The sequence below is a fragment of the Dokdonella sp. genome (assembly GCF_035511235.1).
GTDB lineage: Bacteria > Pseudomonadota > Gammaproteobacteria > Xanthomonadales > Rhodanobacteraceae > Dokdonella.
On sequence record NZ_DATKFQ010000025.1, the window covers coordinates 17,646 to 38,658 of the forward strand.

The 21,013-nt window shown below is 68.0% G+C and carries 19 protein-coding genes and 1 pseudogene; all 20 read right to left on the reverse strand.

The window, feature by feature from the left end; translation table 11 throughout:
• Positions 1–88: 88 nt before the first annotated feature.
• The 20 genes and pseudogenes from VMR06_RS10985 to VMR06_RS11080 all read right to left on the reverse strand — a co-directional run bounded on the left by VMR06_RS10985 (position 89) and on the right by VMR06_RS11080 (position 21,008).
• Complete coding sequence (locus VMR06_RS10985; RefSeq protein ID WP_325376197.1) at positions 89–772, reverse strand: DUF2461 domain-containing protein; 684 nt, start codon at positions 770–772, stop codon at positions 89–91.
• 88 nt (positions 773–860) lie between these two features.
• A pseudogene (locus VMR06_RS10990) lies at positions 861–1,181 on the reverse strand (HigA family addiction module antitoxin).
• Positions 1,182–1,373: 192 nt separating this feature from the next.
• A complete protein-coding gene (locus VMR06_RS10995; RefSeq protein ID WP_325376201.1) occupies positions 1,374–2,564 on the reverse strand; it encodes an FAD-dependent oxidoreductase in 1,191 nt (396 codons plus the stop codon).
• Positions 2,561–3,904, reverse strand: coding sequence for an MFS transporter (locus VMR06_RS11000; protein ID WP_325376202.1), 1,344 nt, complete (start codon positions 3,902–3,904; stop codon positions 2,561–2,563). The genes VMR06_RS10995 and VMR06_RS11000 overlap by 4 nt, the downstream gene beginning before the upstream one ends.
• 44 nt (positions 3,905–3,948) lie before the next feature.
• Entirely contained in the window at positions 3,949–6,354 is a 2,406-nt protein-coding gene (locus VMR06_RS11005) for an efflux RND transporter permease subunit (RefSeq protein ID WP_325376203.1), read from the reverse strand.
• A complete protein-coding gene (locus tag VMR06_RS11010; RefSeq protein ID WP_325376205.1) occupies positions 6,351–7,499 on the reverse strand; it encodes a WD40/YVTN/BNR-like repeat-containing protein in 1,149 nt (382 codons plus the stop codon). The genes VMR06_RS11005 and VMR06_RS11010 overlap by 4 nt, the downstream gene beginning before the upstream one ends.
• 105 nt (positions 7,500–7,604) lie before the next feature.
• Positions 7,605–8,960 carry a DUF1329 domain-containing protein gene (locus VMR06_RS11015; RefSeq protein WP_325376207.1) on the reverse strand — a complete coding sequence of 452 codons (1,356 nt, stop codon included), beginning with the start codon at positions 8,958–8,960 and terminating at the stop codon, positions 7,605–7,607.
• Between the two features lie 22 nt (positions 8,961–8,982).
• Positions 8,983–10,854: a DUF1302 domain-containing protein gene (locus tag VMR06_RS11020; protein ID WP_325376209.1), complete on the reverse strand. Its 1,872-nt coding sequence runs from the start codon at positions 10,852–10,854 to the stop codon at positions 8,983–8,985.
• Between the two features lie 236 nt (positions 10,855–11,090).
• Positions 11,091–11,735 (reverse strand): nucleotidyltransferase family protein, encoded by a 645-nt coding sequence (locus tag VMR06_RS11025; protein ID WP_325376211.1) that lies wholly within the window; start codon positions 11,733–11,735, stop codon positions 11,091–11,093.
• Between the two features lie 53 nt (positions 11,736–11,788).
• On the reverse strand, positions 11,789–12,844 hold the full coding sequence (dmpG, locus tag VMR06_RS11030) for a 4-hydroxy-2-oxovalerate aldolase (RefSeq protein ID WP_325376213.1): 1,056 nt from the start codon (positions 12,842–12,844) through the stop codon (positions 11,789–11,791).
• Entirely contained in the window at positions 12,841–13,794 is a 954-nt protein-coding gene (locus VMR06_RS11035) for an acetaldehyde dehydrogenase (acetylating) (protein ID WP_325376215.1), read from the reverse strand. The genes dmpG and VMR06_RS11035 overlap by 4 nt, the downstream gene beginning before the upstream one ends.
• Positions 13,791–14,594 (reverse strand): fumarylacetoacetate hydrolase family protein, encoded by an 804-nt coding sequence (locus VMR06_RS11040; protein WP_325376217.1) that lies wholly within the window; start codon positions 14,592–14,594, stop codon positions 13,791–13,793. The genes VMR06_RS11035 and VMR06_RS11040 overlap by 4 nt, the downstream gene beginning before the upstream one ends.
• 9 nt (positions 14,595–14,603) lie before the next feature.
• Positions 14,604–15,470 carry an alpha/beta fold hydrolase gene (locus tag VMR06_RS11045; RefSeq protein ID WP_325376218.1) on the reverse strand — a complete coding sequence of 289 codons (867 nt, stop codon included), beginning with the start codon at positions 15,468–15,470 and terminating at the stop codon, positions 14,604–14,606.
• A 103-nt stretch (positions 15,471–15,573) separates the two neighbouring features.
• Positions 15,574–16,233, reverse strand: a complete 660-nt coding sequence (locus VMR06_RS11050; RefSeq protein ID WP_325376220.1) for a TetR/AcrR family transcriptional regulator — start codon at positions 16,231–16,233, stop codon at positions 15,574–15,576.
• Positions 16,234–16,314: 81 nt separating this feature from the next.
• Positions 16,315–17,049 (reverse strand): class II aldolase/adducin family protein, encoded by a 735-nt coding sequence (locus VMR06_RS11055; protein WP_325376222.1) that lies wholly within the window; start codon positions 17,047–17,049, stop codon positions 16,315–16,317.
• Positions 17,046–17,378, reverse strand: a complete 333-nt coding sequence (locus tag VMR06_RS11060) for a non-heme iron oxygenase ferredoxin subunit (protein WP_325376224.1) — start codon at positions 17,376–17,378, stop codon at positions 17,046–17,048. Before VMR06_RS11060 ends, VMR06_RS11055 begins: the two co-directional genes overlap by 4 nt.
• 8 nt (positions 17,379–17,386) lie before the next feature.
• Positions 17,387–18,166 carry an SDR family oxidoreductase gene (locus VMR06_RS11065; RefSeq protein WP_325376226.1) on the reverse strand — a complete coding sequence of 260 codons (780 nt, stop codon included), beginning with the start codon at positions 18,164–18,166 and terminating at the stop codon, positions 17,387–17,389.
• The gene (locus VMR06_RS11070) at positions 18,163–19,134 is read right to left on the reverse strand and encodes a VOC family protein (protein WP_325376570.1); all 972 of its coding nucleotides are present in this window, start codon (positions 19,132–19,134) and stop codon (positions 18,163–18,165) included. Before VMR06_RS11070 ends, VMR06_RS11065 begins: the two co-directional genes overlap by 4 nt.
• Before the next feature lie 10 nt (positions 19,135–19,144).
• Positions 19,145–19,621, reverse strand: a complete 477-nt coding sequence (locus tag VMR06_RS11075) for an aromatic-ring-hydroxylating dioxygenase subunit beta (protein ID WP_325376228.1) — start codon at positions 19,619–19,621, stop codon at positions 19,145–19,147.
• A gap of 76 nt (positions 19,622–19,697) precedes the next feature.
• Positions 19,698–21,008 (reverse strand): aromatic ring-hydroxylating dioxygenase subunit alpha, encoded by a 1,311-nt coding sequence (locus tag VMR06_RS11080; protein ID WP_325376231.1) that lies wholly within the window; start codon positions 21,006–21,008, stop codon positions 19,698–19,700.
• Positions 21,009–21,013: the final 5 nt, after the last annotated feature.

Sequence of the window (21,013 nt, forward strand, 5' to 3'; positions counted from 1 at the left end):
CCGCGATCCGAAGGTGCGGATCGCGACCCTGCGGCGCCGAAAACTACGGCCGACGTACGATTCCGCCTGTTCGCGACGCCAGGCGCCTTCAGAACTCCAGATCCAGCGCCGCGCAGAGATAGTCGTTCATCGGCGCGATGCGGCGGAAGATGTCGACCAGGGTCGGCAGCAGCTCGTCCGAGCAGGCCACGGCCTGCGTGAAGCCGGTGCCGGCGGCGAAGTTCTTGCGCTTCAGGTCCTCGATCAGCTCGTGCGCGGGATCGAAGCCGCGCGGCGGCCGCGTCAGGCTCTCGCCCCAGAACGTGAAGCGCTCGGCGAACGCGCGCGAGCGCGTCGCCTTCTTCCAGGCCGCCGGATTGTCGGCGAGGAATTCGCGCAGCTTCTTCAGCGTCGGCGGCTCCGGATGCCAGATGCCGCCGCCGGCGAAGCAGTCGCCGGGCTGGATGTGCAGATAGAACGAGGGCGCCGGCACCTGGCGCGCGCGTTCGTGCGCAACGCGCGCGCCGGACCAGGTCTTGTACGGCGTCTTGTCGTTGGCGAAGCGCGTATCGCGATGGATGCGGAACAGCGAGCCGCCCTGCTTGCGCGGATCGGCGACGAAATGCGGACTGATCTTCGCCATCGGCGCCTGCAGATCGGCGATCAGCTGCAGGAACGGCTCGCGCACGTGCGCCTCGTACTCGGCCTTGTGCTCGGCGAACCACGGACGCGAATTGTTCGCGGCCAGATCGCGGAAGAAGCGGAACGTGGCGGGACTGAAATAGCGGGACATGGACCAGCGGCGCTCGGCGGGGACCGGGCATCATACCGGTCAGCCGGTGGCAGATCGGGAAAGTCCGGGGAGCGCTCGGGCAGAGCGCTTATCTGTCGCGATCGAGCAGACCGATCCGCCGATCCGCGACCGGTCCAGGCCGCAATCCGCTCGATCGCCTTGCCGAGCGCCGGTGCGCTTCTTCGAGGGCGTAGCCGGCCTGCAGGCCGAGCCGGAACCGCTCGCTGGTACCGGGTGCCGCCGCGAGACGAACGGCCGTATCGGCCGTCGCCGCGCTTGCCGAGCACGATCTCGTTGATGCGGCGCGGCGCCGTCGGCCGCGCGCCGGCGCGTTCCGGCTGATGCCCGGCGGCTTGAGGAACGCCTCGAGCAGGATGCCGCCGGGATGAACATTGGGAAGCGGCTTCATGGGCTCGCGGCGTATCAGTGACCGCCAACGATTCCGCCATGCCCCCTCATCCCGCTGCCCTGCCCAGCGTGCTGATCGCCGCGGCGCAACCCGCCTGCCCGCCCTGTCCTCGTTCGGCATCCGGGTCTGCATCGAGGACGTCACCGCGTTCGTCTGCGCCGGCGACGAGGCATCCACCCGCCCATGACAGGCTCATGCCGCCCCGACGACGGACGGCGTGCGCAGCCTGTGGCCGACCAGGAACCGCTCGCGCAGCAGGTCGCGGTTCGCGGCGATCTCGCGCAGGCGCGCCAGATCCTGCGACAGACGCTCGGCATCGTCGGAATGGAAGACCAGCCGTTTGGTCTCCACCGAGGACGGCGAGGCGACCTGTTCGAACACGCGCCGGCGTTCCTCCGCGTAGCGGTCGAGCACCGAGGGCGGCGCCGTGCCGCCGATCACCGCGGCCAGCGCGTCGATCAGGACCTGGGCGTCGAGCATGCCCGAGACCAGGCCGAAGCCGTTCGTCGGATTGGTGACGTGCGCCGCGTCGCCGGCGAGCAGCACCCGTCCGATGCGCATGCGGTCGACCCAGCGCTGATGCATGTTGTAGGCCGAGTGCAGCACCAGCCGATAAGGCATGTCCGCCGGCAGGACGCGTGCGTAGTACGCATGGATGCGCTCCTCCACGCCGTCCAGCGGCAAGGACACGTCTTCGGCGAAAGTGACGCGCCATATGCCGGCGCGGGTGACCTTGGCGACGACGGCGCCGTCCTTCGCATCGACGACGTAGTTGCACGGATCCCAGCCGTGGGCTTCGAGGTCGCATTCGACATTGGTCGCGACGAAGCGCTCGGGCCAGGTCATGCCGTCGAAGCTCGCGCCGGACAGCTTGCGCACGATGCTGCGGGCACCGTCGGCACCGACGACCCAGCCGGCCCGATAGCGGACGTGCTCCGCGTCCCGCTCGGCGAGCACGGTCACGCCGGTCTCATCCTGCTCGAGCCCCGTCACGCGGGTCCGCCAGTCGATACGCACGTTCGACATCGCGGCCAGTCGGCGCAGAATGATGCCTTCGAGCTGGTCCTGGCCCAGCACCACGGCATACGGATGGCGGGTCAGCTCGCTGACCGCATCGATGTCGAAACGGATGACCTCGCCGGTCGACAGGACGCGATAGCACATCTCGCGCAGCTTGAAGCCCTCATCGATCATGTCCTCGAGCAGGCCCAGCCGCTCCATGCCGTCGTGCACGGCCCAGTGATAGGTCATCGCCCGCGGCTCGGCGACGATGCCGGCATTCGCCTCGACCAGGGTCACCTCGACGCCGGCCTGGGCAAGGCCGAGCGCCGTGAGCATGCCGACCGGACCGGCTCCGACGACGACGACGGTGGATCTGTTCATGGTTCACCTTCCTGCAGTTGAGGCGTCCGCCCTTTCGCGGAAGCCGGAAGCGAGCGTGCGCGGTGATCCGTAGCGGAACCCGCCGGGGCGTCCAGGCTCGTCCCCACGGTTTCGCGCATGCACAGAACCGAGGCGGTGGCCACCGCCGCGATCAGCGCCATCATCGCGCCGAGCCCGGCGCTGCCGTAGGCGGCGAGGATCGGCGCGGCGAGGATCGGCGGAATCGCGCCGGCGACCATGCTCCCGAGATTGAACGCGACGCCGGTCCCGGTGGACCGGTAGGCGGTCCGGAAGATCTCCGGCAGCCACGCCGTGGTGGTGCCGCTGGCGAAGCCGACGAGAATCAGCGTCACGCTCGTCGCCACGCCCACGAGCATCACCTCGCCGGTGTCGACGAGAGGAAACAGAACGAAGGCCCACGGCACGGCCAGGGCGTTGACCGCCAGCATCACCTTGCGACGCCCGAACCGGTCGGCGAGCACCGCGCCGCCGATCGTCGCGGCGATGCACAGGACGACGGCGACCAGATTCACGCCGAGCATCCGGCTGCGGCTCAACCCCAGGACCGCCGTGCCGTAGTGGGTGAGATAGACCGCTCCGAGATAGAAGAACGCGAGCCACATCGCGCTGGCCCCCGCGGCCAGCACCACTTCACGCCACTGATGACGGAACAGTTGCACCAGCGGCGGCTTGGTCGAACGGCTGCGATCGGCACGGGCCGCCGCATCCTTGAACACGGGCGTCTCGGCGATGCCGAGGCGGACGAAGAGCCCGACGATCACCAGGACGATGCTGAACAGAAACGGCACGCGCCAGCCCCAGCTCTCGAACGCCTCGGCACTCAGCAGCGCGCCGCTCGCCAGGAACGTCAGCGTCGCCAGCAGCAGTCCCGAGCAGGTGCCGAGGCTCGGCGACAGTGCATAGACGGCGCGCTTGTCGTCGGGCGCGTACTCACCGACGAACAACGCCGCGCTGGCCCATTCCCCGCCGACCGCAAGCCCCTGCAGGAAGCGGAACACGATCAGGAGGATCGGCGCCCAGATCCCGATGATCTGCCCGCTGGGCAAGAGGCCGATCGCCACGGTGGCGATACCCATCAGCAGCAGGGTTGCCACCAGCGTCGTCTTGCGCCCGGCGCGGTCGCCGATGTGGCCGAAGACGATCCCACCGAGCGGTCTGGCCACGAAGGCGACGGCGAAGGTCGCGAACGAGGCGGTCGCGCCGGCCGCTGCGCCCAGCTGGGGGAAGAACAGCTTCGGAAAGACCAGGGCGGCGGCCATGCCGTAGATGAAAAAGTCGTAGAACTCGATCGTGGTCCCGAGCCAGCCGGCGAGCAGCACGCGCCGCGTCCTGCGGGGTTCCTCGTGCACGGTCCGGGGCGACATCACGGCCTCATCGTCAGGGGCTGTGCCGCCGGCGCTGCCCGACGCGCGCGGTGCGGCCGCAGCAGCGCGGCGAGGGCCGGAATCATCACGACGGCGCCGAGCATGTTCCAGATGAACATGAAGGTCAGCAGCAAGCCCATGTCGGCCTGGAACTTGATGTCCGAGAAGATCCACGTCGCCACGCCGAGCGCGAGCATCACGCCGGTCAGCGCGACGGCCATGCCGGTCGTCTTGAGCGTCTCGAAATAGGCGTCGCGCAGGTCCAGCCCCTTTTCCAGGAAGTGCTCGAGCTTGTTGTAGATGTAGATGCCGTAGTCGACGCCGATGCCGACGCCGAGCGCGATCACCGGCAGGGTCGCCACCTTGACGCCCAGCCCCAGCGTGGCCATGACGCCCTCGCACAGCACCGAGGTGATGTAGAGCGGGATCATGATGCACAGCATGACGCGCCAGGACTTGAACTCCCACAGCACCAGCAAGGCGACGATCAGGTATTCCAGCCCCAGCATCAGCGGCTTGGACCGCTTGATCACGTCGTTGGTGGCGGCCTCGATGCCGGCATTGCCGGCGGCCAGCTTGAAGTGGATGTCGGCCGTCGCGTGCGCCTTCGCGAACTCGAGCACGGCGTCTCCCACGCGGGCGAGGGTCTCGGCCTTGTGGTCCTCGAGGAAGACCAGCAGCGGCACCATGGTGCAATCGCTGGTGTAGAGCTCCGACGGCAGCAGGCGATGGGCGGCGTTGCTGCTGTAGCGGTTGCGGGTGAGGCTCTGCCAGCGCAGGTCGCCGCTGTTCTGGCCCGACAGCACCTTCTTCATCGCCGAGAACAGCGACGATGTGGCCTCCACGCCCGGCAGGTTGTCCAGGCGCCATTGCAACTGATCGACCGCCGCGGCGACCGGATAGGATCCGCACTCGCCGGTGGGCGTAGTGACCATGACGACGAACACGTCGGAACTGGTCGAGTAGTGCTCGACCATGAAGGCATTGTCGGTGTTGTAGCGCGAATCCACGCGAAGCTCGGGCGCACCCGGATCGAGGTCGCCGATCTTCAGCCCCCGACTGGCGAGGTGTCCGAGGAGGACGATGCCCGCTGCGGCGCACACGACCAGCCATGCGCGACGGCGGCCGGCGACGCTGGCCAGGACACGTGCCCAGCGATAGCGGCCCTGCATGCGCCGGCGCTGGTGGGCCAGTCCGCGCGGGCTGATGCCGAGGTAGGACATCAGGACCGGCAGCAGGAACATCTTGGTGAACACGATCACCGCGACGCCGACGCTGGCACTGATGGCCAGTTCGCGGATCACGCCGATGTCGATCAGCAGCAGTGTCGAGAAGCCGACCGCGTTGCACAACAGGGCGATCGTCCCGGGAATGAACAACGTCCGGAACGTGGCCTTGGCCGCGTCGATGTCCGACAGGCCGCTGACCCGCCCCGCCGACATCGCGCTGACGTTCTGGACCGCATGACTGACGCCGATCGCGAACGTGAGGAACGGCACCAGGATCGAGTACGGATCGAGGCCCAGCCCCAGCAGCCTGACCGTGCCCAGCTGCCAGATCACGGCAAGGCTGCAGCAGAACACGGTGGCGAAGGTGATGCGCCAGCAGCGGGTGTACAGCCACAGCACGAGGACGGTAAGGAGGAAGGTGATCGCGAAGAACAGCGCGATGGCCTCGGCCCCCTCGATCAGGTCGCCGACGATCTTGGCGAAGCCGACGATGTGGATGCGGACGCCTTCGCCGGCGTACTTGTCGCGAACGAGGGTCTCCAGCTCGCGCGAGAGGTCGGCGTAGTCCAGCTTCTCGCCGGTCTCGGGATTGACCTCCTGCAGCGGCGCGATCACGACGGCCGACTTGTGGTCGTTGGCGACGAGCGAACCGACGATGCCTGCGCGCGCCACGTTCGTGCGCACCTCCTCGATCGCCCGGGCACTGCCGTCGTAGGTCTGCGGAATGATCTGGCCGGCGACGAAGCCGTCCTCGGTGACCTCGTTCCAGGTCACGTTCGGCGTCCATATCGATTTCATCGCGCCGCGATCGATGCCCGGAATGTAGAACACCTCGTCGGTGACCTTGCGCAAGGTGTCCAGGAACTGCGGCGTGTAGATGTCGCCCTCTCGGGCCTCGACGGCCACCCGCACGACGTTGCCGAGCGGCCGCAGCTCGTTCTCGTATTCGAGGAAGTTCTGGATGTACGGATGCGCGCCCGGAATCATCTTCTCGAAGCTCGCGTCCGGACGCAGATGCAGCGCCTGGTAGAGCAGGAAGGCCGATACCAGCAGGAAGCCGACCAGGACCGGCAGGCGCAGGGATTCGAAGCGGTCCTCGAACGCATGCTCGATACGTTTCACCAAAGCCGGTCCGCTCGGCGACGCCGGCAGGTTGCGGGTGTCGATCTCGCTCATGGACCGGCCCTCCCGGCAGGCGAGGCGACGATGGCCACGCCACCGGCGCCGGCGATCGCGATCTGGCCGTCCGGCCACGGGATGGCCGCTGCAACGGCACGCAGCGGCAGGCGCACCGGAGCCCCGAACGAGGCACCGCCGTCGGTACTCGGGAACGCGTAGCCGTCACGCGAGATCAGATCGAATCTGCCGCCTCCTTCGTCGACGTGTCCGACCAGTGCCTTGGTCGTCACGCGCGGACGTTCCGTCCAGGAGAGCCCGCCGTCGTCCGAGCGGTACAGGGTGCCGGCAAATCCGTAGGCCAGCAGCGTCGTTCCGCCGGGGGAGAAGACGCCGTAAAGATGGCCTTGATAGCCGGTGTCCGAAGCCGTCCAGCTCTCGCCGTCATCGGCGGACTTCCACAATGATCCGCGCTCGCCGACCACGAAGAGGCCGATACCGGCGATCTTGCCGATCGCGTTGAAATGCAGGTTGTCGGGGTTGGGCACGCGACCGGTGAGCGACTGCCAGCTGCCACCCCCGTCACGCGTCTTCAGCAGCTGTCCGAAGGCGCCAGCGACGTATCCGGTCGTGTCGTCGTCGAACCACAGATCGAGCAGCGGCCGGGTCGGGCCGAAATGGGCGCCGGACTGGGCGTCTTCGAGACTGAGCGCGAGCAGGTCGAGCTGCTCGGCGGCCTCCTCGTCGCCGGCCGTCATGCCGGCCTCGAATGCCGCCGCCCGCTCGGTGAGATCGGCGATCACCAGCGCGTTGACGGTGTTGCCGTCGATGACGCGGCGCCAGCTGAGACCGGCGTCCTCGCTCTTCAGGATGACGCCGTCGTGTCCGACTGCCCAGCCGGTCCGCGGCGACGGAAACACCACGCGCGTCAGCGTCACCGAGACCGGGACGTCGGCCTGTGACCAGGTCTTTCCGCCATCGTCGGTGTACACCACGATGCCGCGCTCGCCGACCGCCACCAGCCGCGCACCGGCGCCGGCGAGGCCCAGCAGCAGGCTGGTGGATGCCTGCTCGGAGCGGAGCGCGGGCACCTCCAGCAGATCCATGCCGTCGATCTTTCGCGAGCCCGGATCGGCGGCCGCGGGCACCGCGGCCATCGTCGCGAACAGCGCGACGAGCCCCAGCTTCAGCTGTTTGAGTTGCATGTCGAACGGTTCCGCAGAGGGGTCGGGCACGCGGCGAGCCCGTTCGGGCGGTCGCCGCGTGCAGCGACGGCCGCGCCTGGACGGCGCGGCCGGCCGGAGAAGGCGTCAGTTGCCCTGTCGACGCAGGGATGCCGTGGAGAAATCGGCCAGACTGGCCTTTCCGCCGAACGTCATCGGGCGCTCCTCGTTGCCCATGCCGGAGATCAGATAGCGACGCGCCTGCAGATCGTGCAGGGCGTCGGCCACGGCCCAGGTCATCGGCTGATCGTAGAACGGCATCAGGAACGACTCACGGACGCGCCAGAGCTCGCCGCGGCCGTCGTACTGGTCGGCGTACGCGATCGACCAGGAGTCCTCGTCGAAGTAGAAGACGCGGCGCGGATAGATGTGGCGGAAACCGGGCTTGAGGGTCGCCTCCACCACCCATACGCGATGCAGCTCGTACCGGGTCAGCTCGGGCTTGAGGTTGTTGGCCTGGATGATGTCCTTGTACTTGAGGCTGCGGTCGCTGAGCGCGAAGTTGTTGTACGGGATGTAGATTTCCTTCTTGCCGACGAGCTTCCATTCGTAGCGGTCCGGCGAGCCGTTGTAGCCGACGTGATCGTCGATCGTGCGCAGTCCGTCCGAGCCCTGCCCCGGCGAGTCGTACGCGAACTCGGGCGCGCGAAGGACGCGGCGCGTGCCGGGGTTGTAGAGCCAGGCCATGCGCGGTTCCTTGACCTGGTCGATCGGCTCGTGGACCAGGATGCCTTCTCCGGCGACGTTGGAGGGGCCGGTCAGGCGCGCGCGGAAATAGTAGAGCCGGTTCGGATCGGAACGATCCAGGGCACTGGGCGCCGCGAACGTCTCCACTCGCGTGACCGGTGTGAATGCCCCGCTGCTCTGCACCGGGAACTCCGCGCTGTAGCGCGTCCAGATACCGCCGAAGTAGCGGGCCTGGTGGTTCCATTGCACTTCCACGCCGCTCTTGGGAACCGGAAACGGAACGGTGCTGCGCTCCATCCCGAGGATACCGTTGCCGCCGTCGGCGAGACTGATCTTGCCGGCCTCCGCCTTGATCGCGTCATACACGGACTGCGGCAGCGCGGCCGTACGGCGGGTCGGATAGACGTTGAGCCGGTAGCCCGGATAGCGCTTGAGCATCTCGAGCTGACCTTCGGTCAGCCGGTCGCGATGCTCGGCGGCGTTCTCGCCGGTGATGGTGAAGCGGATCTGGTCGGACTTGAACGGATCGGCGTAGCCCTTCTGCGCGTCGAATCCTTCCGGCGGCGTCGTGATGCCGCCGGTCCACGCCGGGATGCTGCCGTCGGCGTTGCCGGCGCGTTCGGCGCCGACCGGCGTGAGGTCCTTGTCGAGGCGCGCGATGTCGGCGGCTGCGGGCTGGGCGTACGCCTGGCAGGCGAGGGATCCCGCAAGGATCGTGGCGAGCAGGCGCCGGGCCTGCTTCGGAAGAGAGGTCATGGTGTGTTCTCCAGATGGCGTTTCAGAAGTTCATCCCGGCGACGATCGACACGAAGTCCCGGTCACGGAACGTGTCGTATTTGGCGTCGGAGTTGAAACGGCTGTAGCTGAGGTCGGCGTAGTACTTGCCGAGATAGTCGAATGCGGCGCCGAGCCCGAGGATCTTGCGGTCCTCGACGAAGGTCATGTCGCCGGAATAGCCCTTGACGTCGTGCTGCCAGAACAGGCGCGGCTTGACGTTGACCGAACCGAACAGGCGCGGATAGCTCAGCGTGGCCTGGCCGCGATAGCCCCACGCCGTCGTCGTGGCGAACCCCTTCGCCTCGCAGAAGTCCTGTTCGACGTTGCCGGTTCCGGCGCAGTCCAGGGTGCGGGTGACGGCCTGTCCGTACAGGAACGCGCGACCGTAGCGCCGCGAGGTCATCGGATCGCCGATGCCGGACCAGCGCTGATAGCCGATCTCGCCCATCAGCTGCAGCGATTCGGCGCCGAGCACGCGCGAGAAGATCTTCAGCGTCGACAACTGCAGCTGCGTCTTGTCCTTGCGGTCGTAGCCGGTGTACAGGATGCCTTCGTCACGCGGTACGTCGACCAGAAACCCCAGAGGGCCGGCGCCGGAAGAGGCGCCACGCAGCAGATCCAGACCGTTCAACTGCAGCGGCAGATCACGCGTGCGGCTGACCTCGCCGAACACCGACCATCCGCCCAGCGTGGTCGAGAAGCTCGCGCCGAGTACCTTGATGTCCTCGGCGGACCAGTCCCAGCTGTACTGCATCCGGTTGTTGCCGATCGCGAAGACCGATCCCGGCGGGCTGCCGTCGAGCAGGATGCTGATCACCGGCGAACGCTGGTGGTAGTTGACGTAGTAGAGGCCGAATTCGGTGGAGATGCCTTGCGCGAACCAGCGCGATGCGAGGCCCCACTGGCCACCGTCGGAGGGCTCGCGATCGCCGCCGTTGGCCATCACCGCATCGATGCCGGCGGGAAACGGTCCTAGACCGGTCTGCAGGCCGTTGTAGTTCTCGAAATCGGTACGGGTGCCGAGCGGACCGGCCGGAATCACGACGCCCTGGTCGGAGCAGTTGTAGACGTCGGAGATCGACCAGTAGGTGCCGCAGCCGTCGAGGACGTTCTTGCGCCAGCGGAACTGGTAGAACGCCTCCAGGCTGAGGTTGTCCGACAGTCCGGCATTGGCGGAAATCTGCGGGATCGGCAGCAGGATTTCCTTGACCTGCGCGCCGGGCCGCCGCGACGCCGAGACGTCGAAGGCGCCGAACTGGTTGATGCCGGGGATGAACAGGCTCTCGCCCCAGTTCACCACATGGTCGCCGAGCTTGACCGCGAGCGGATGGTCGCCGAGCGAGAAGTCGCCGAAGACGTACGCGTCGAGCAGCGCGACGCCGGAGAACTTCGACAGCGCATCGAAATCGCCGTCGTTCAGATCGGCGCCGGCGCGGAACCCGTTGGCCGAATGTCCGTGGTCCACGCCATGGTTCTCCAGCGTGAAGTCGTACCAGCCCTTCGCGCGCACCATCACACCGAGGTTGTCGCGCTTGAGCGTCAGCTCGCCGATGACCTTGGCGAGCGTCGAGAACGCGTCGCCGTCGTCGTAGTTCAGATTGCCGTCGTCATGGCTCGATCCGCCGGTTCCACCGTTGCCGATCATGATCAACTGCCGGTCCGGATCGGTGGTGCGCACGCTGGTGCCCAGCGAGACGTTGAGGCCCCAGGTGCCCTCGACGCCGTTGTCGAGCACGAACTGGCCGGCCGTCGCCGGCTGTATCGCGGCGCCGGCCACGCCTGCCAGGGCGCATGCGATCGCGCGGCTGAGCAGCCGGGAACGGCGCACCGTATCGATGCTTGCGAGCGGTCGCCCGCGGTTGTTGTTCTTCACTGCAAACCCTCCTCGTTTCGGCTTCGTACCGCGAACGGACCCGCCCTTCGTCGGGAACCGCGGCGTCGGCATCTGCCGATCGGCCGCGTCCGGCGCGGGAGGCGTCGCGGCCCCCTCCTCGATTCACCGCCCGCCGAGTGCGGACGGTGCCCTTCTTGTCGATTGCTGCATTCGCCGCGCCGCGGATCCGACCGCGAACGAGGCGTCAACCTGACGGCATCCCTCGCGCCTTTCGCTCACAGCTCCACGACGCCGTCCAGCTCCCAGAGCCGGTCCGGTGACGTCAGATGCGTCCAAGGTCCCGTGTAGTGCTCGCCGTGCACCTCGCCTCGCGCCATTGCCCAGCCCAGCAGCGCAAGAACGTCCGTCAGCGCAGTGCGGTGACGCGCACTCGGCGAATCGGCAGGCCGCGCATGAGCCTCCAGCAGGTGCGGGGCATACACGCCGATGCCGGAAAAGGTCAGCTTCATGCCGTGGCCCTCGCGGACCTGGCCGTCCGCGAGCAGCGCAAGATCGCCATGCGGGTGCAGGGCCGTGTTGTCGACCAGCACCAGGTGCGCCGAGGCGCGCGGGCGGCGCGGCAGGCGCGCGAAATCGTAGTGCGTCCACAGGTCCGCGCTGATCGCGGCTACCGGTTCCCCGCGCCGCTGCGCCAGCGCCGCGACGATCGCCTGCGGTCCCGTGACCGGCTCGCCCGCGGCGTCCAACGGCTCGATCCGCAGACCGAAGCGGCGGCCGTCGCCGAGCAGGCGCGAGATCTCGCCCGTGGGGTCGGGCAGGCTCGTCATCACCCGCCGCACGCCGGCGTTGGCCAGCTTCTCCAGATGCCACGACAGCAGCGGTTTGCCGGCGATCTCGAGCAGCGGCGGTTCCGGCAGCACGCCGGACCAGCGAGATGCCATCGCCGGCGCACGCGGCTGGTAGAGGAGCACGTTCATCCCCGCTGTGCCTGGACCTGAGCCCCGCCACCGGCGGCGGCGTTCACGAGGTCGAGCGCGACGTCGACGATCATGTCTTCCTGCCCGCCGACCATCCGTCGGCGCCCGAGCTCGACGAGAATGTCGAAGGCGTCGATGCCGTACCGGCTGGCGGCCGCCTCGGCATGCCGGAGGAAGCTCGAATAGACGCCGGCGTAGCCGAGCGCGAGCGTCTCGCGGTCGACCCTGACGGGCCGCTCCTGGAGCGGACGCACGATGTCTTCGGCGGCGTCGATCAGCTTGCGTACGTCGCAGCCGTGGTGGAGGCCCATGCGATCGACCGCGGCGATGAACACTTCCAGCGGCGCGTTGCCGGCGCCGGCGCCCATGCCGGTCAGGCTGGCATCGATGCGATCGCAGCCGTGCTCCAGCGCGACGATCGAGTTGGCGACGCCGAGGCTGAGGTTGTGATGGGCGTGCATGCCGGTCTGGGTCGCCGCGTCCAGGGTGTCCTTGAACGCCTTGAACCGGTCGGCGATGTCGTACATGTTCATCGCGCCGCCGGAATCGACGACGTACACGCACTGCGCGCCGTAGCGTTCCATCTTCTTCGCCTCGCCGGCCAGCGCCGCCGGCGTGGTCATATGGCTCATCATCAGGAAGCCGACGGTGTCCATGCCCAGCTTGCGCGCATGTTCGATGTGCTGGCGCGAGATGTCCGCCTCGGTGCAGTGCGTGGCGACGCGCACGACGCTGGCGCCGGCGCCGTGCGCGGCCTCCAGGTCATGCACCGTGCCGATGCCCGGCAACAGCAGGGTCGCGATCCTGGCCCGCTGCACCGAAGCGGCGACGCACTCGATCCATTCCAGGTCGGTGTGCGCGCCGAAGCCGTAGTTGAACGACGAGCCGCGCAAGCCGTCGCCGTGGGCGACCTCGATGCTGTCCACGCCGGCGTCGTCCAGTGCGCGAGCGATCGCGGCGACCGCGTCCAGCCTGTAGCGATGACGGATCGCGTGCATGCCGTCGCGCAGCGTCACGTCCGACACGTAGATCTTCTTGGCGGTGTCGCTCATGCGGCTTCTCCATCGCGCGCGTCGATCGCTGCGGCGATGCGCTCGCCGGTCGCCAGCGCGGCGCTGGTCATGATGTCGAGGTTGCCGGCGTAGCTCGGCAGGTAGTGGCCGGCGCCCTCGACCTCGAGGAACACCGACACCTTCAGGCGGCCTTGGACCGGGGCGTGTGCCTCCTCGGGCATCCGGCCGTCGAAGGCGTCGAACTGCACCGCCTGTTTGAGGCGGTAGCCCGGCACGTACTGCGCCACGCGCGCGACCATCGCCTGGATCGCGCTCGCGATGGCGTCGCGGTCGCTGTCGCGGCCCACGAGGCAGTAGACCGTGTCGCGCATCAGCAGCGGCGGCTCGGCCGGATTGAGGATGATGATCGCCTTGCCGCGCTCGGCACCGCCGACACGCACCAGGGCCCGCGAGGTGGTCTCGGTGAACTCGTCGATGTTGGCGCGCGTACCGGGACCGGCCGAGCGGCTCGAGATCGAGGCGACGATCTCGGCGTACTTCACCGGGGCCACGCCCGCGACCGCGGCGACGATCGGAATCGTGGCCTGCCCGCCGCAGGTGACCATGTTGACGTTCGCCGCCGCGAGGTGCTCGTCGAGGTTCACCGCTGGCACCACGAACGGTCCCAGCGCGGCCGGCGTGAGATCGACGACGCGGATGCCGTGCGGACGCAGCAGCGCCTCGTGCCGCGCGTGGGCGCCTGCGCTGGTGGCGTCGAAGACCAGCCGGATCGAACCGAAATCGGGATGCTCGAGCAGTCCGTCGATGCCGGTATCGACGGTCGCCACACCCATGCGCCGGGCTCGCTGCAGTCCATCTGAGGCCGGATCGATGCCGACGAACAGACCCATGCCCAGACGCTTGCCGTGGCGCAGGATCTTCACCATCAGATCGGTGCCGATGTTGCCCGAACCGATGATCGCGACGGCGTGCTTCACATCGGCGCTCATGCCCCGGTCTCCGCGGCGAACACGGCGTGGACCGGCGCGAATCCCTCGATCTCGGCGCGATAGGTCTGCCCGGCGGCGGCCTGCACCATCGGGCCGAGCGCGCCCGTGAGCACGATGTCGCCGGCGCGCAGCGGCGTGCCCACGCGGACCAGCGTGTCGGCGAGCCAGCGCGCGGCATTGAGCGGATTGCCGAGGCAGGCCGCGCCGCGCCCGGACGAGACGAGCTCGTCGGCGCGCGTCATGCGCATCGACACGCCCGCCAGGTCGAGCCGGCGCAGCGGCACCGGCTGGGTGCCGAGCACGAACAGGCCCGACGAGGCGTTGTCGGCCACGGTGTCGACGAAGCGGATGTTCCATCCCGCGACGCGGCTGGCGACGACCTCGATCGCGGCGAGCGCGTAGGCGGTGGCATTGACCAGATCGGCCACGGTGTGGCGCTCATGGGAAAGATCGCGGTCCAGGACCAGGGCGATCTCGGCCTCGACCTTGGGCTGCAGCAGGCGACCGGCCCCGATCGCCTCGCCGTCGACGATCGACATGTCGTCGAGCAGGGTTCCGAAGTCCGGCCGGTCGACGCCGAGCTGCTTCTGGACCGCCACAGAGGTCAGGCCGATCTTACGGCCGACGATGCGCCGACCGGCGTCCAGTTCGCGCTGGACGTTGATCTGTTGCACCGCGTACGCCAGTTGCGCCTGCGAGGGCTCGTCGATTCCCTGGAAATGCTCGCGTACCGGGGCGCACGGCGTGCGCGTGGCCTGGGCGTCGCGGAGGACCGCCGCGATGGATTCTGCTCGGCTCATGGCGTGCCCTCAGTCGACCTGGCCGGTCTTGAAGAACCGGGCTGCCAATGCGTTGAACTCGTCGGGCGCCTCGTACTGCGGCCAGTGCGCCGAGTCGCCCTTCATGAAATGGAGCAGGCTGCCCGGTACCCGGGCATGCGCCGCCTTCACCGACTCGGTGTCGTGGATCGGGTTGTCGTGCGTCCACAGGAACAGCGTGCCGGCCGGCAGCTTCTCGAGCGGGATCAGATAGTCGTCGTGGAACTCGACGATCTCGTTGAGCTTGCCGAGGACGGCCTTGCTCTCCGGCTGGAGGTAGATGCCCAGACGCAGCGCGACGAGTTCGTCGTCGACGAGATGGCGGTTGTTCGGATGCATGAGCCAGTGCATGCGGGCCTGCACGGACTCGTAGGTCGGCGTGTGGTCGATGTTGCGCTTGTTGAGTCCGATGAAGGTCTGCAGGTCGCGCCGGCCGGACTCGGTCACGATCGGGATGCCACCGGCGGTATTGAGCATCAGCCGGCCGACGCGCTCGGGACGGCTGGCCGCGAAGTGCGCCGACACCCAGCCGCCGAGCGACTCGCCGGACAGGTGCGCGCGCTCGATGCGGAGCGCGTCCATCAGTTCGCCGACCTGGTCGGCGAGCAGGTGCGGCGTGTACGGCCGGACCGGCTTGTCCGAGAGTCCGTGCCCCACGTAGTCGAAGGCCACGACGTGGAAGTCCTTCGACAGCGGCACGATGTTTTTCGCGTAGGCCTCCAGATGGCCGTTGAGACCATGCTGGAAGAGGATCGTGTCGCCGTTGCCGCGTCCCGCTTCCGCGATGCGGATCCGGCCGAAGCTCGGCGTCTGGACGAAACGGATTTCCGTTCCGAGCATGTCCTGCCACAGACTCATGTGCGATTTCCTGTAATGGGCGCGCAGGCCCGCGCCTGCCGCGCGCCGGGCAGGCACGCCGCAATCGGGGCTGGGCGAAGGAAGGCCGCCGCAGCGGCGGCGATCAGGGTTTGACGAACCCGTCGAGAATGGCGCGTGCGGTCCGCGACCAGTGCTCGAGGGTTTGCCGGATGTAGTCGCCGTCCTTGCGCAGGAAACGGCGTATCACCAGGCCGCGAAACACGTTGAAGGTGAGATCCATCACGATCTTGGCGACGTCCGGAGCGACACCGGAGGCGACCAGGGCGGATTGCCAGGCCTCCTCGACCGGGAAGCGGTACTTGCGAGACATCGCCTGCACCTTCCTGCGCAGCTCCGACTCGTGGTCGCCGAGATTGAGCATCGACAACGCGATCGTGAAGTGCGAGCTCATGTAGAACCGGCCCGCGTCCTCCATCAGCGCGGACAGCACGTCGCCGCCCGCATGCGCGGAGCCGGCACGCTTCAGGCTGATCGCGGTGGAGGTGTCGTAGAGGCTTTCCAGCGCCGCCAGCACCAGCGATTCCTTGGTCGGGAAGTGGTGCGTCTGCGCGCCGCGCGACACCTTGGCCGCGATCGCCACCTTGTCGACACGGAACCCCGTGTAGCCCTTGGTTCTCAACTCGCTGACCGCGGCTCGGACGATGCGCGCCCGCGTCTCGGCGCGCCGCTCTTCCTGGGTACGTCTGCGGACGGGAGCCGTGGCCATTGTCTTCCTTCTCGGGTGATGGAGCGCCGGCAACACTACCTTCCGCGCAGACGGCGTCGCAAGAAGATGCCTGAACGCCGCTGCAGCGATGGCGTGGATACACGCAGGTCGTCGTGATCAAGGACGGCTCCCCCACTCGACCGGCGGAAAGTCGACACCGTCCGTGCAGGCTTCCGGATCGTCGGCCGAGAGGTGCTCCCAAAGCCGTTCGAACACGGCGCCGGTGCTGACCTGGCGTGCGATCGTCTCTTCCGCCGTCAGCCGGGCGGCGGCGACGGCCGGGGCGTCCGCGGCCGATCTCACCAGATGCTCGATACGCGCGGCATCCTCCAGACACCAGGCGAAGCAGGCCGCGAGCTCGACGCTGGCGCCGACGGTGACCGCACCGTTGCCGCGCATGACCACGGCCGGCGCGTCACCGAGATGCTGCGCGAGGCGTGCCGCGAGCGCGTCGTCGCGGAGCAGCCGGGGATCCTCCCAGAAGCGGCACGCCGCATTGAAGGCACCGACGCCATGACGCGGCACGGGTACGACGCCGAGCGTGGACAGCGCCGTGGTGACCGGCGGCATCACGCGGCACACGCCGCCCACGTCGGGACGCAGGCGATAGATCTGCTGGTGGATGCGCACCTCGCCGAGGACGCCGGCCGGCAGCGGTGCGTCGATTCGCACCACCGTGCCCGCCTCGCCCACGCCGATGCGGGACATCGGCCGCGACGCACAGACCACGAAGGCATCCTCGCCGATGCGTGCGCTGCAATGTCCCCACGCCTGCACGAGCGCGTGCCTGGCCAGCGTTCGTGCGGCGACCCGGACACGGCGGTCCAGCGGCTCGAGATCGCGTGCGCTCACAGCGTATGCGCCTCCGGATCGACGAAGACGCGGCCGTCCTCGATCTTCACGGGCCAGGTCCGCAGCGGTACTTCGCACGGCATCGCACACGGGGCGCCGCTGCGCACGTCGAAGCGGCCGAAATGCCAGCTGCACTCCACCTCGAAGCCGTCGAGCGATCCGTCCTCGGACAGGGACGCTTCGCCGTGCGAACACACGTCGTCGGTCACGAAGAACTCGCCGTCGACGTGGTAGATCGCCACGGCGTGTCCGCACGGAAGCCGTCCGCGCCGGATTTCGCCCTCGGGCACGTCGGCGGCCGCGATCAGGTCGACCAGTTTCGCGCTCATCGCGGGGTTCATGGCATCGTGCTCCCGCCGTTCACGCCGATCACCTGTCCGGTGACGAAGGCGGCTTCCGGCAGCGCGAGATAGCCGACCAGGGACGCTACTTCGTCGACTTCGCCGGGACGGCCCAGCGGAACGACCTCGACGAACCGCCTGGCCAGCTCGGGATTGCTCTGCGCGACCTTGTCGTAAGCCTCGGTCCTGACGACGCAGGGGGCGACCGTGTTGACGGTGATGCCGGAGCGCGCGAACTCGCGCGCCAGCCCCGTGGTCAGTCCGTGCATGCCGCCCTTGGCCGCGTTGTAGGCGGCGTGGTCGACGAGCCCGCTGCGCACCGAGTCGGCGCCGATGTTGATGATCCGTCCGTACCGGGCGTCGACCATGTCGGGGAGGAACGCACGCGTGCACCACAGGGCGGTCCACAGGTTGCGATCGATGGTCGCCTTCAGCGTCTCGGGCGTGTGCTCGAGGAACGGCCGAATGACGCCGCCGCCGGCACAGTTGACGAGAATGGCGGCCGGACCGAACGCGCGCCGGGCGGCGTCGCGCAACGAGAGCGCACCGGCCTCCTCGGAAAGATCGGCGCCGTGACTGGCCACGTCGCGGCCGGATACGCCGTCGATCGAGGCCAGATTCGCGGCCAGCCGGTCGCGGTCCAGGTCGGCGGCGACCACCCGTGCGCCGAGGCGAAGCAGCGTCTCGACGATGGCGAGCCCGATGCCGTGCGCGGCGCCGGTCACCACCGCGACATGGCCGTGGAGATTGCTGCGGAAACCCGTTGCGGCGCTCACGCCACGGTCCCCGCCGGCAGGTGGTCCGACAACGAGGCCGGCTCGTCGCCCGCGGCCGGAGCGGCGTGCGCGCCTTCGATCGGGCCGCTCCGGCCGAACTGGCCGTCGGGAACGGCGCCCCAGATGTCGAGGGATTCCGGAACCGGCTCCATGTAGCGCGCGGGCCGGGGGCTGTGCTCGGAGAACTCCTCCATGCCGAAGCTGTACTCGACCGTCATGCCGTCCGGATCGAGGAAGTAGAAGAAGATGCTGTCCGAAGGGGGATGCCGTCCGGGACCGAAGACGACCTTGATGCCGTTCTTCTTGATGCGGTAGATGGCCTTGCCGATGTCGTCGATGTCGGTGACCATGAAGTTGATGTGGTGGAAGTGGCTCCTGCTCGCCGGACCGACCGCGAAGGTGTGATGGAACGGATTGGGATGGCATCGCATGAACACGATCCGCCCTTCGATGAGGTCGGAGATGCGGAAGCCGAAGTCGTTCACGAGCGAATCGCGCGTCGCCTCGAAATCGCCGCTGCCGATCACGATGTGTCCGACACGCGCGATCTTCGCCACCGTGGGCACGTAATCGCGTCCCAGATGCATGTTGCCGGCGAACAGCTCGAACAGGAGTCCGCTGTGGCGCTCGCGCACGCGGAACCCCGGCCCCTGCCTGAGCCGGCGTGCCTCTTCCACCGCGACCCATTGCGGATGCATGCCGAGCGCGTCGAAATGCGCGAACGCGGACCGCACGTCGCTCTCCTGCTCCATTTCGAAGCCGACGCGCTTCAGGCCGTGCTGCGCCGATCGATACAAGACGACGTTGTGATGGTCGCGGCTGCAGCGCAGATAGGCCGCATCGCCGTCGATGCCGACCACGTCCAGGCCGACGATGTCGCGATAGAAGCCTACCGACCGGTCGAGATCGGTGACGTTGATGGCGGCATAGCCGAGCTTCTTGTACCGGAACGGCAGGGTGGCGTGCATGGTCTTCCCTTCAGAGCAGAATGCTGACGCGGCCGTGCGGACGCAGCGCTTCGAGATCGAGGAAGCAGCGCTTCTCGACGATCCGGAGCTGGCCCTCGATGCGGCGCAGGCGGTAGTGCGTGCTGCCGACGAAGGCGTCATTGCTGCCGAACTTCATGCGGTAGGTGATGAAGGCGGCGGCGACGCGCACCTCCTCGGCATTGGCGTCGAGGATCCTGACGTTGCCGACCAGGTGCCTCGTGCGCGAGCGCGGGTATTCGGCGTGAGCCGTCTTCTTCATCAGCCGCACGACGCGTTCGCGCAGCCGCACCGGGTCATCGGCGATGTAGAAGAGGCTGTCGTCCGCGCTGGCCGTGCGCGGCAAGTCGGTGGACGGCACGTAGTAGCAGCCGTCCTCGGTGAAGAGGGTGAGCCATTCGTGCAGCTGCCAGGTGTCGAGGAGCTCGGCCTCGTGAAAGAGCAGGTCTTCCACCTCGGTGCGCGTCACGAAGGCGGCGAACCGGGCCGAGGACGGAACGGTCGGTGCGGATGGGGACGTGGCCACGGCGTTCATGGTCGCGTCCTCAAGCCGCGGTCACGGTCGCAGCGATGCTGCGCGAGGCGACCGCCGCGGTGGTGCCCCGCTCGCTGACGCGCCGGTTCCACTGCGTCCAGAACGCCCGCATCTGCAGCTCGTCGTCGTAACTGGGCACGTCCTTGCCCATGCCCTTGGAGATGTCGCTCCAGGGCGCCAGACGGAAATTCCTGAAGCCGTTCTGGCAGGACTCCAATGCCTCGATGTCGTCAGGGGTCGCGAATCCGCCCGGGCCGAGGAACTCCAGGAAATTGCTGAGCCGGAACTTGCGTGCCCAGTCCGATTCCTCGCGCGGTGCCAGCGACCAGCCGTTGACGAGCATGTAGTCGGGCGATTGCGGGTAGAACGTCCTGACGGTGATCGCCATGATGTCGTTGATCACCAGGTTGGGAAAGATCAGCAGGTTGCGGTTCTTCTGCGCCATGCGCTGCGCGCGCTCCTCGCCGTGCCTTTCGACCAGCCGCGTGCGGATGGCATCGATCTCGCGCTTTCCTTCCTCGCCCCACAGCGGAATCCAGTGCGCGATCGGCCGTCCCCAGGGGGCGCTGTACTCGAGTACGGCGTGGCCGTTGCCGAGGTCGCGGCTGATGCCTTCGAGCTTGGTGCTCGACAGGCCGCCGTTGGTGTTCTTGAGATAGTCCAGGTAGCTGGCGTGCGTGCTGACGGCGTGGTAGCCGTCGACGCTGTTCTCGACGAGCAGCTTCCAGTTCGCGCGGATCGCGTACTCCTGCGATCCGCTGCTGATCGCCATGCCGCTCTCCGAGTAGCCGGAGATCAGGTCCAGGTATTCCTTCGCCCCGGCGAGGTAATCCGCCAGCGGCTCCACGTCGGCGTTGAAGCTGACGAAGTGGAACCCTGCATAGCTGTCGAGCCTCGGCACCGGTACGAGGTTGCCGTGGCTGCTTCGGGCGAACCCTTCGCTGTAGTGCTCCTTGCCCGGCTGGCTCTTGAGGTTGCCGTCGCAGCCGAACACCCAGCCGTGGTAGAAGCACTGGAAGTTCTTCGCGTTGCCGGAACGCTCGCGGCAGACGGTGGCGCCGCGGTGCGGGCAGGTGTTGAAGAAGGCCTTGATGGTGCGATCGGTGCCCATCGTGACCAGCAGGTTGCGACGGGCCACCGAGCGGCTGACGAAGTCGCCCGGCTTGGAGAACTCCGAGTCGTGTCCAACGTACAGCCAGCACGTATCGAAGATCGCCTCGTACTCGCGCGCGAGGATCGCCTCGCTCACGAACGCCTCGCGGGCGACGCGGAAGGTCAGGTTCTCGCGATCGACGGCGACCATCGGTCTGTCAGGTGACATTGCTC